The 11,713-nt window shown below is 67.6% G+C and carries 5 protein-coding genes; 3 read left to right on the top strand and 2 right to left on the bottom strand.

The genetic code is table 11. The features are described from left to right. Positions 1–123: 123 nt before the first annotated feature. Both ACFQ79_RS22675 and ACFQ79_RS22670 read left to right on the top strand, forming a co-directional pair. Entirely contained in the window at positions 124–4,908 is a 4,785-nt protein-coding gene (locus ACFQ79_RS22675) for a DUF6531 domain-containing protein (RefSeq protein WP_383586248.1), read from the top strand. 30 nt (positions 4,909–4,938) lie between these two features. Then, complete coding sequence (locus ACFQ79_RS22670; protein ID WP_383586246.1) at positions 4,939–6,018, top strand: hypothetical protein; 1,080 nt, start codon at positions 4,939–4,941, stop codon at positions 6,016–6,018. A 661-nt stretch (positions 6,019–6,679) separates the two neighbouring features. Here the strand turns inward: ACFQ79_RS22670 and ACFQ79_RS22665 are convergent. Then, the gene (locus ACFQ79_RS22665; RefSeq protein ID WP_383586294.1) at positions 6,680–7,429 is read right to left on the bottom strand and encodes a transposase family protein; all 750 of its coding nucleotides are present in this window, start codon (positions 7,427–7,429) and stop codon (positions 6,680–6,682) included. A 94-nt stretch (positions 7,430–7,523) separates the two neighbouring features. On the opposite strand from ACFQ79_RS22665, the gene ACFQ79_RS22660 reads away from it, so the two are divergent. Beyond that, the gene (locus ACFQ79_RS22660) at positions 7,524–7,865 is read left to right on the top strand and encodes a hypothetical protein (RefSeq protein WP_383586244.1); all 342 of its coding nucleotides are present in this window, start codon (positions 7,524–7,526) and stop codon (positions 7,863–7,865) included. A 380-nt stretch (positions 7,866–8,245) separates the two neighbouring features. Here the strand turns inward: ACFQ79_RS22660 and ACFQ79_RS22655 are convergent, their stop codons facing one another. Next, positions 8,246–11,695 (bottom strand): AAA family ATPase, encoded by a 3,450-nt coding sequence (locus tag ACFQ79_RS22655; protein ID WP_383586242.1) that lies wholly within the window; start codon positions 11,693–11,695, stop codon positions 8,246–8,248. Positions 11,696–11,713 lie beyond the last annotated feature (18 nt).

Genomic DNA, 11,713 nt, shown 5'->3' with positions numbered 1-11,713 from the left:
CGACACCGCGGCGGTGGGAGCCGATTCGGCCGAGACGTCGCGTTGTTCGACGGCGGCTCCCCATGGCAAGGTATTCGCACTCGCATTCTGCGAACAGGCTTGCGCACGGGGGGATTCTCGAACATGGCTGTCACGGTCCCGGACTGGGCGGACACGCTTCTGGATCTGGTGGGGGTGAACTGGCCCAACGTCGACGAGGACGCCTACCGCGAGATGGCGGATGCCCTGCGCGAGTTCGCGGACGACCTCGCCGATGACGGCCAGCTCGCCAACAACCACATGGAACGCCTGCTGTCGTCGGGGCACGGCGAGGCCATGGACGCGCTGAACGAGCACTGGGGCAAAGTCAAGGGCAAACACCTGAAGGACATGGTGTCCGCGGCCCGGACGATCGCCGGTGCACTCGACATGGCGGCCGGTGCCATCGAGGGCATGAAGTGGAAGGCGGTCGCGGAGCTCGGGGTCCTGGCCGGCCAGACCGGTCTCGCCATGGCGCTGATCCCGGTGACCGGTGGCCTCTCCGCCTTGCTGGGTGCCGGAGCGATCGCCTTCACGAAGAAGCAGCTGCTGAAGCTCATCACCGGTGCGATGGAGGAGGCGGTCGGTCACATCGTCGGGGTGATGACCGAGCCGGCCGTCTCCGCGCTGGAGAACATGGCGGCGGATCTCGTGGTCCAGATCGGCATGGATGCCCTGGGCGTGCAGAACGGTGTGAACCTCGACCAGACGAAGCAGGCCGGCAAGGACGGTTTCGACGAGGGTGTGCAGGGCGCGAAGGAGGGCCTGAACCTCGCCTCGGCAGGAGGAAGCGGCGCTCGCCCCGGCGGCAAGGGCTTCCACATCGAGCACGACGAGCACGACAGCGCCGGTACGAGACTGAACGGCGTGAGCGCCGGCATCCACGGCAGGACGACCGGCAGACTGACGAAGGCGAAGACCGCTCAGGGACGCAACAAGGGCCGCGACGACATCGCCGACGCCCTCGACCCTGTCATCGAGAAGGCCATGGGCGCCCTTGTGAAGTCCGCCAAGGCCATGGGCGACCACGTCGGCAGGACGCTGCCGAAGGCCGTGAAGCAGATATCCGTCGACCACAAGAACAACGACGACGCCATCCGCGACCGCCTCGCCCGGCAAGGCGGGAAGGGTGACGCCGACGACCGCGAACGCCCCGCGGGGAGCCGCGGACCCCGCCGCGACGACCCCGGTCACGACACACGGACGCGGCCGAACTCGGTGCGCGACGCGGCGGACGATCCGCGCCGCAACAGCGTCTCGCTGGACAAGACGGTCTGCAAGAACGACCCCGTGGACGTCGCCACCGGCAAGATGCTGCTCCCGCAGACCGATCTCACCCTGCCCGGCGTCCTGCCGCTCACCTTGCGCCGTACGCACCTGTCGACCTACCGCTACGGCCACTGGTTCGGCCGGAGTTGGGCCTCCACCCTCGACGAGCGCATCGAGGCGGGGCAGGCCGGCGAGGGAGCGATATGGGTGCGTGAGGACGGTTCCCTGCTCTTGTACCCCCGCCTGCCACGGCCCGACGGTGAGAAGGTGCTGCCGGTCGAGGGCGACAGACTCCCGCTGGTGCACGGCGGCCTGGCCGGCGACGAGACCTCGTACGAGATCAGCGATCCGCACACCGGCCTGGTGCGCACGTTCACCTCCAGCCCCTACCGCGGCTCGACCGCGTACTGGCTCAGCGCGATCCAGGACCGCAACGACAACCGTGTCGAATTCTCGCGCCGCCCCGACGGCGCACCCACCGCCGTGTCGCACTCGGGCGGCTACGTCGTCCAGGTCACGGCCGACGACTCACGGGTCGCCTCGCTGGCCGTGCGTGGGCCTGAGGGACCGGTCACGGTCGTCGGCTACGGCTACGACCCGGCCGGCGATCTCACCGGCCTGACCGGTCCGGAGGGACCGGACGGGCCCGCCATGTCCTTCGCCTACGATCGGGACGGCCGCGTCACCTCCTGGACCGACCGCAACGGCGCCACGTTCCAGTACGTGTACGACGCCGAGGGCCGTGTGTCCCGCACCGTCGGACCCGATGGCATTCTCTCCTCGCACTTCTCCTACGGCACGCACCCCGAGACCGGGCACCACATCACCCGGTACACCGACTCCACCGGCGCCACGTCTCTCCTCCACCTCAACGACCGGCTCCAGGTCGTCGCCGAGACCGACCCGCTCGGGCACACGACCCATCTGACCTGGGACGCCTACGACTGCCCGCTCAGCCGCACCGACCCGCTCGGCCACACCACCGAGCTCACCTGGGACGAGGCCGGCAACCTCACCGCCGTCCGGCTGCCCGACGGCAGCACCGCCACCGCTCGCTACGACGACCGGAACCTTCCGGTGGAGGTGACCACCGTCGACGGCGCCGTATGGCGGCAGACCTTCGACGACCGCGGCAACTGCACGGGCACCCTGGGCCCGGACGGGGCGCTCACCCGGTTCACCCACGATCGCACCGGAGCGGTCGCGACCGTCTCCGATCCCCTGGGGGACACGACCACGATCCGCTCCGACCGCGCCGGGCTGCCCGTGGACATCACCAACCCCGACGGCGGAGTCACGCGCGTCGAACGCGATCACCGCGGCCGGCCCACCCGCGTCATCGACCCCCTCGGAGCGGTGGAGAAGTTCGACTGGGACGCGGACGACCGTCTTCTGGCCCGCACGGGCGCCGACGGCAGCCGCGAGACCTGGGCCTACGACCCGGAGGGCAACTGCCTGACGTACACCGACGCCGCCGGAGGACGCTGGGCGACCGAGTACGGCCCCTTCGACAAGCCGCTCGCCCGCATCGCGCCCGACGGTGCCCGCCAACAGCTGCGCTACGACACGGAACTCCGCCTCGCCCAGGTGACGAACCCGCTCGGCCAGAACTGGCACTACGGCTACGACGCGGCCGGACGACTCGTCGTGGAGACGGACTTCGAGGGCCGCTCCACCCACTACGCCTACGACGCGGCCAACCGCCTGACCGAGCGGACCACCGCGCTCGGCCGGACCATCACCTACTCCTGGGACGCCATGGACCGCATGGTCGCCCGCGACGCGGACGGGCGCGTGACCCGGTACGGCTACGACCGCGCCGGCGCCCTGACCGAAGCCAGGACCGCCGCCTCCACCCTGACGATGGAGCGGGACGTCATGGGCCGGCTCATCGCCGAGACGCTCGACGGCCGCACCCTCCGCCACACCTACGACCTGGTCGGCCAGCGCACCTCGAGCACCACCCCCACCGGCGTCCTCACCCGGCTGTCCTACGACGTGTCAGGCCACCGCACGTCCCTGACGATCGGCGGCCACGCCCTCGACTTCACCCATGACGGACTCGGCCGGGAGCTGACCCGCACCTGGGGAAGTCCAGGCTCCGCCACGACCCTCACGACCGTGTGGGACCAGGTCGGCAGGCCCCTCACCCAGACGCTGACCGGGCCCGGCGGAGAAGGTCCGCTGCGCACACGGGACTACGCCTACCGCCCGGACGGATACCCGGTCTCCCTCGGCGAACGACCGTCCGGCGCCGAGCGCCGTGACAAGCGGATCTCGCTCGACCCGGTGGGCAGGCCACTGATCGTGGAGGCACCCGGCTGGACCGAGAGCTACGCCTACGACGGCGCCGGAAACCAGACCGCCGCCCACTGGCCCGACGCGGCCGGGCACGCCGATGCCCGCGGCTCACGCGTCTACGACGGCGGCCGGCTCGTCTCCGCGGGCGCTGTCCGCTACGAGTACGACGCCGCGGGCCGGGTCGTCGAGCGCCGCCGGTCCCGCATCTCGCGCAAGCCCGACGTCTGGCAGTACGCGTACGACGCCGAGGATCGCCTGGTCTCCTGCACCACGCCCGACGGCACCCTGTGGACGTACGCCTACGACCCGCTCGGGCGGCGCAGCGCCAAGCACCGCATGTCCTCCGACGGCTCCACCGTCGTCGGGACCGTCCGGTTCACCTGGGACGGGCCGCTGCTCGTCGAGCAGTACGACGAGTCCACCGAAACCGTCCTCACCTGGGCGTACGAGGGCCACCGTCCGCTCACGCAGTACGAGCGCAAGACGCTGAGCGACCAGGAGGTCGACGCCCGCTTCTTCGCCATCGTCACGGACCTCGTCGGCACCCCCACCGAACTCGTCACCCCTGCCGGGGAGACGGCCTGGCGCAGCCGGTCCACCTGCTGGGGGACCACCGGGTGGAACACCTCCGCCACCGCGTACACCCCGCTGCGCTTCCCGGGCCAGTACGCGGACACGGAAACCGGTCTGCACTACAACTACTTCCGCCACTACGATCCCGACACCGCCCGGTACACCAGCCCCGACCCGCTCGGACTCGCCCCGGCGCCCAACCCCACCACGTACGTCGTCAACCCCTGGGCGTGGACCGACCCGCTGGGTCTGGCGCCCAAGCGCTGCCAGATGGACGCCTACGACTGGGACGGCAGCATCCGCTACGGCCGCCTCGACCATCTGGGCCGTCCCACAGGCGTGTACGCCTGCCTGCGCCCCGACATCATCGATGCCAAGAAGGGGACGGAAGCGGGCAGGCTTCGGCCCCCCGGCTGGCGCGGTGACGGCAACGCGTTCAACGAGGCCCGCGGCCATCTGCTGGCCGACAGGCTGGGCGGCGCGGGCAAGGGACGGCTGGCCTGGCACAACCTGGTGACGCAGACCAACAACCCGACGAATTCCCCGGACCAGCGCGACCAGGTCGAACAGGTCATCTACGACCAGGTGAACAAGCACAAGGAAGTCGTCCAGTACCACATCAAGCCGATCTACGAGGGCACCAACCCGATCCCGATCAGATTGGAGTTCACGGCCTTCGGCAACAAGGGCTTCACCTTCAGCCACAGCCTGGAGAACCCCGCCGGCTACGTCAGAACCGGCATATAGCATCGTTGCCGAACCGCCATGGAGGACCGCATGACCCGCACCACACCCCCGCGCCCCGTCGACGTCGAAGCCGTTTTCCCCGCCCTCTCCGCCCACCGGCGCACGGCCACGCGCCTGCATCCCCGCCACGGCGTGGCGAAGGCCGAGGAGAGCTCAGTGGCGGGACCGCTGTTGTGGCCGGCCGACGAGCCGTGGCCGGTGTGCACCACGGTGCACCCCAAGGGCACCGGCCATCGGCTCGACGACGTGCGGCTGAAGCGGCGCATCCTCGCGGAGGCGAGAGGACGCGACTTCTCCGACGAGGAGCGGCGCGTGCTCGACGCCATCACACGGGGACAGCACGCCCCGGATCTCCGGGACGAGGATCCTCTCCCGCTGCTGGCCGTCGCCCAGCTGTACGCCCGGGACATCCCCGACCTCGTCGGCCCGGAAGGCCACGACCTGCTCCAGGTGTTCTGGTGCCCGTTCGAGGTCCATGGCCCCGACCGCACCATCGACGTCGTGCTGCGGTGGCGGCGCTCGCAGGAAGTCGGCGAGGTCCTGACGCACCAGCCCGAGCCCCCGGTGGCGGGCCGCGAGGAGTGCGTCCCCACCCCGTGCGTCCTGCACCCCGAACAGGTCGTCGAGCACGAGTACCTGGGCCTGCTGAGCGAAGAACTCCAGGACGCCATCGCGGACTGGGAGGAGGGCCTGCTGGACGAGGACGACGAGGACGCCGACGACTCCTCCGAGCCGCAGGGCTACGACACCTACGAGGAGTACGAAGCCGCGATGGCCCGGGCGCGGGCGGAGGAGGAGTACGAGGTCGACTACATGGGCGACCTGTCCATCGCCCCGGGATGGAAGGTGGGCGGCTTCGCGTCCTGGCACCTCACCGATCCCGCACCGGTCGACTGCGCGGTCTGCGGCACACCGATGCCTCCCCTGCTCACGGTCGACAAGTGGGAATGCGACGGCGGTTCGAGGAGCTGGCTTCCGCTCGAGGACCGCGATGCGGCCGACGACCCGGACGCGATCGACCCGGTCGGCGTCTACCTCGGCCGCGGCTTGATGCGCGTGCACACCTGCCCCGCCGACCCGACACACCCGCAGCGGCTCAGCTTCCAGTAGGCGCCACCGCATCCGCCGCGACCCGAACGGCACCCGCCGGCGGCACGTGTACGACGTCCTGGGCCGCCGCGCCGCCGAACGGCGCCTCACGGACAACGGGGTCACGGTCCTCGAGGAGACCCACTCCACCGGGGACGGCGACACCCTCCGCCCACGCACCTTGAGCGGGTCAAGGTGCGCTTCGCCCTGGTCAGGTGCGTTGGTCCCCAACTGGCCGCAAATGACACCAACTGGCCCCAGCTTGCCCCAACTGGTCCCAACTGGTCCCAACTGGTCCCCGAAAACGAGTCAGAGGCCGTTTCAGATTGCTCTGAAACGGCCTCTGACCTGCGACTCTTTCGAGTCGGGACGACAGGATTTGAACCTGCGACCCCTTGACCCCCAGGAGTGAGGGTCAAGGGTATTTTCTGGATATAGCGGACTTAATCCGGGCGCATACGGTGCGCATGACGGTTCGTCGTGCACCGTCGCGCACACCGTGTGGTCCCCATCTGGTCCCCAACTCACGTCCGGGCTCAGCCTCATGCCCCTCCGCGATCCGGGCGCCGGCGTGATGAGTGGACCACTACGCCGACGATGAGGGACCCTGCCTCCTCGCCACACCCGTCGGCCAGCCCGTTTCACCCGCCAGCAGAGGATGAAAGAGGCTCATTAAGGATCTTCAGCGTCGCCTCTCGAGGGTGAGGACAGCCTTGGTGATTGACGTGAGTCGGTTGGGGCTGACCCGCGCTTTGCGGAAGATCCGCCATGCCTTGAGTCGGGCGAAGGCGCGCTCGACGGGGAAGCGGAGGCGTGCGTGTGCTCTGTTGACGGCTGCGTGTCTGGTGGTGAGAGGTCGTCCGAGGTGGCGTTTGAACGGCACTTGGAAGGTTCCGCCGGCTCCGGCGTAGGCCCTGTCGGCGAGGACGGGGATCCGCAGTCGTTCACAGATGGTGACGATGCGGTGGGTGCGGGCTGCGGTGATGTCGACAGTGCGGCCGGGCAGTGCGGGTGAGTACCAGATCAGGACGCCCGCGGGATCGGTGACGGCCTGGATGTTCACGCCGTGCCTTCTGGCCTTGCCGGAGTAGTCGCGTTCGTGGTCGCCGACCCGGTCGCACTCGGCGATGGCGCCGTCCACCAGGACGTACTCGGGACATGATCGGCGAAGGGCCCGGGTCAGGGACGGTGCTCTCGAAGCAAGGAGTTTGATCACGGTCTGTACGTAGGCGTGGGCGGTGCCTTCGCTGATCCGGAAGCCCGCGGCGAGCTTTGCGTAGGTGGTGTGCTCGCGCAGGTAGACCAGGGTGATGATGGCGCGTTGCGAGGGACGCAGCTTGCACCGGCGGTCACCCTCGCGGGTGACGATCAGCATCGTGACCCACTCCACAAGCGCATGCGGCAGGTCGAGTGCGGCAGGATAGGGGACCAGCGAGGCCTCCAGTCACAGCGGTTGAGACGTCAGACATCTCGAACCACTGCCCGAAGGCCTCGTCTGCTATCCGCCCTCGGCCATCACCCGATCGGTGACCACTCTGAAGATCCTTATTGAGGTTCCTGCCCCGCCATACCAAGGAGACCTGGACCGCTCCGGTCGCGCGCCCATCAAAATACGAAACGGCCGGGCCGACGAAGCAGTCCGGGGGATCCGGCTCCTCGCCGAGCGGGTCGACATCGATCTGACCTGTCACGGCAAGCACAGCAAGTACGGCGCTGGACATGGCCACGACTTCGACCCGCTCCCTGTTTCTAGGTTCGTGCACATCACCGCCCCGTGGACGGACGCCGATCAAGACGAGTGGGGAGGGGGCGCCTCAGCTCCTTCGGCGAGGAGTTACGCCGACGCCTCCACGCTGGGCATCTCATGAGGTCCGATCCCTCACCGGATTCCCGGCAGCATGGATCAGCTGGTCGTCGAGGCTCCTATAGACACGCCTCCCCATCGCCTCACTGGCCAGGATCAGGCAACCGCTTTCGATGAGAAGAAAAACTTGGTCGATCGGGGCGCTATGCCCATAGAAGGAAGCGAGCAACCGACCAGATCCGTTCCATAGGCGCACAATACGGTCTTCTCCTCCGCTGGCGATGACGACTGAACCCTCATAGAGGGTCACATCGGAACAGCGGACGCGCGTCGGATGTACAAGCGGGACGGGCCTGCGTGACGGATTTCGATCTTCCTTGAACAAGAGGACGCGCCCCTGTCGTGTGAGGTCTGCCGACGGCAAGGAACGTTCCAAGTAGAGATTCAACGATTTCTGCCAGATAATCCTCTCCAACCTCTGCTCAGGTCAAATGCATCCTTGTAGCGCGCGGATCCAACATCACTCTCTAGCGGCGCCGCTGGTCCCTGCCATGTTCTCCAGGTGGTGGCGAGATCACTCTCCTGACGTGGTTGTCCGTGCTGTTTCCCTCTTTGGGCGTCCCAGAGGAAGATGGCACCTTCATCCCCACCAGTGGCTAGGTAATGCCGACCAGCGTGCACTCCGATAGCGACGGCGCGAATGCGCCGTGAATGCCCTTGAAATGTCGCACCGGGTCGCACTTCTCGACTTTTGACGAACATGCGAGCTGTGGCGTCAGCTGTTCCGACGGCAAGCATTGGGACGCCACCGATCACAGCGGAACGTGCGCTCTGGATCGCGCTTCCCAGATCCGAATCGCCGATGCACTTGCGGGTTTCAAGGTCCCAGAGCAAGAGCCGCCCCCCATCCGTTCCAACGGCGATGAAGGTCGCGGAGGGAGTGTCGAGAAATCTGACGGTCCGGCCGGTGCCACTGCCGGGAGGCAACTGCAGTTCTGAATCGAGACAGCCGGTAAGCGGGTTCCACAGTCGGACTGCCGCACGCCGGCCATCGTCTCCGACCGAAGCGAGGAGCAGACGGTCGTCGATACGACCGAAGGCCGTATCGAGCACCCAGCCCCGATGCGCGGGCCTCTCGAACAGCATGCTGCCGTTGCACTCCCAGACCCGAAGCTTGCCGTCGCCGCACGCTGTGGCGAGTAGGCCGGACGGCGCGACGGCCACCGCCCACAAGCGATCGGGATGGGCGAGGACAGCCTGTTGCTCCGCTGTGTCCGGATCCCAGACCCTAGCGGTCCGGTCGAAGCTCGACGTGGCGAGGACCCTGCCGTCCGGGGTCTCGGCGAAGACAACCCCCGTCACCGGTCCCGTATGGCCGGAGATACGTCCCTGCGGGTCTCCCGTGGCAAAGTCCCAGATTCCCACGCTGTGGTCATCGCTGGCGGAGTAAATGACGACGTCGTCCGTGATCGTCTTCCCGAAGGAAAGGGAACGCACGGGTGCGGTGTGGCCAACGATCCGGCGGTGGAACGTGGCTGGGCGCCCGGAATGCGCCAGTGGCAGCCATGGCACGACGGGCATGGCGGAGGAGTGAAGTACGGGCAGGGCATCAGGTTCATCCACCAGTGCCGTGTCCAGGAGCACGGAGGCCCGCTCGTCGACCGTCCGAGTCCGCAGCCGGTCCAGGCAGCGCAGGTAGAGGCGGATCAAGGGGTCGTGACGTGGAGACGTGCGGGTCAGCGCTGGGGCGAGCGTGTCCGGCTGAGCATGGACGAGGAAGCCGGGGTCGTGCACCAGTTCACGGAAGTCGTTCCCACCTGATGGAACGTGGTTGACGAAATGACGCAGAAGGTACAGGTTGGCTAGTCCCCACAGACGCCGTCCCGCCTTGTCCCGCGGGACCGTCCCCATCAGGGCGTGTCGAAGTTTCCGGTTCTTGTCCTCGGCCTCGTCGGGCTCGAGGTCGGCCAGGAAATACGCCGAGAACTCCTGGTGGTAGAGCCGGTAAGTGGTCTGCCCGTCCTCGCCAGACTGAGTAACGTGGGCGCCAGCGTGCTCCAGCACCCAAACGATGTCTTCGTCGGTGTAGGGCCGTTCCGAAAGGGCGTTGGCGGCTGTGAGCCACAACTCGCGTCGAGGCCATCCGTTCCCCTGAGCGTACGCGAGAGCCGCGAGCAGGTCGTGGACGCGTCCCGAATCAGCGCCGTAGCGGTCAAGGTCCGCAGCGAACGCCGGACGGATCTCGGTCTTGATCAGGTTGTCCACCTTCGGGTTTTCGGGGTGGAGCACCTGTCCTTTCCTGACCAGGGCGCGGGTCGCCAACCGGGCGAGGAGGAAATTCCCCTGTGCCATCGCCGCGATCGTCTCGGCCAGGGCCCTGCGCGTCACATCCCACTGGTCGTCGGCATAGGGGCTGCCGGGTAGCTTAGAGAGCCGTAGCGAGGCGTATGCGAGGACGTCGTCATGGGCGTCGAAGTCGTCGACTCGTAGTAGGCGAGCCGGTTTAAGCGTCCGAAGGAGCGGGCCGGGGCTTTGCCGGGTATCGCTGTCGCGGTATGGGCGCCCCGCGAGATCGGGCCGCGTCCCCACGAGGACGAGGGCTGCACCTGATTCAGCCAGAGGCCGCAGCAGGTCACGGGCGATGGGAACAGCGTGCGCGGGACTGGCTTCATCGAGGGCGTCCAGGACGACGTGGAGCTGCTTGCGACGCCGGTCACCGCGCGCTCGAATCACATCGAGGAGCTGCTCGGGGCTTTCCCACCCAGAGGCGGGCGGCGGGATCTGCAGGGCGTGGGCCAGATCCTGGACGCAGTCCAGGACGGTCTTGTTCTTCGCGTGGAGAGCCGCGTCGATCGGCACTTCTCCTCCGCTTGGCCAGGCGCTCTCGGCAGAAGCCTGCGCGCCGAGAACGACCATGCGTCCCAGAAGTGCCGATTTACCGGATCCTGGAGGACCAGTCACCACGAAGACGCCCCGGTGTCGGGGACGACCTGTGAACCAATGGCGCATCTCGGCGAGCGCTTGAGTGCGGCCCGTGAAGTACCAATTGACGTCTATGTGCAACTCGGACGTATCGATACCACGATACTTCGCCAGAAAGTGCTCGTCGATGGGGATCCGGGGCATCTGCAACAGGCGTTCACCGTCGATATTCAACTCGACCGGTCGATAAGCAGGGTTGAGGAGTCGAATCGCGCCTCCTGGGTGGCGACTGATGCCGTCTGTGACGAGCTGCGGCGTCTGCTGAATCGGCTGGCCGGCCAACAAGTGCCGGAGCGCCTGGGTGAGTTCGGTGACCTCGATTTCCCGTTGCTGAGGTCCCCAGAACCCTGGCGGGGGGCCCTGTTCGAGGATACGGCGGAGCGCTGGACCGAACGCCTTCTCCTGCGCGTTCTCGCCCGGCCCGGCGGACGTGATGACAGCGAGGGCGGGCCGCCCGGCGGCTCGGGGCGACGCGTTGGCCTCCGTACGGAAGCCTTCCTGAATCTGGTTGTAGCCACCACCCGATGAACACGCATCGACGATGACGAGTACCTCGTCGGCATCCATGGTGCCGAGCAGAACACCGAGCCACTCACCCGAGAAAGCGGTTAGCTGCAGAGGCCTTCCGGACGGTGTGTCGGACGCGATCAGATAGAAGTCACCGTGATCGAGCTCGCCGTGCCCCGTCCAATAGACGATGAGCTGGCGCGCCTGTGATGGCGTCCAGCTCTTGCTCCACACCTGGATGGCCGAGTGCCCCGTATCAGTGAGTCCTGACGGGGCTAGCTCATATCCGGCCTGGGCGAGGAGCCGGGCGATCGCTTCGACCTGCTCTCGAACGAGGGAGAGTTCCTCGTGACTCTCGTAAGTGTCCACGACCACGGTGGTGAGCAGCCGTCGTTCTTCTGTCATGTTGTGCCTTCTCGGCCA

The organism is Streptomyces sp. NPDC056480 (assembly GCF_042795405.1).
GTDB lineage: Bacteria > Actinomycetota > Actinomycetes > Streptomycetales > Streptomycetaceae > Streptomyces.
This window is presented reverse-complemented; position numbering and strand designations above follow the sequence as displayed.

Coding starts and splice junctions, on each gene's coding strand:
- ACFQ79_RS22675 (WP_383586248.1), top strand. CDS start 124: ATGGCTGTCACGGTCCCGGACTGGGCGGACACGCTTCTGGATCTGGTG.
- ACFQ79_RS22670 (WP_383586246.1), top strand. CDS start 4,939: ATGACCCGCACCACACCCCCGCGCCCCGTCGACGTCGAAGCCGTTTTC.
- ACFQ79_RS22655 (WP_383586242.1), bottom strand. CDS start 11,695: ATGACAGAAGAACGACGGCTGCTCACCACCGTGGTCGTGGACACTTAC.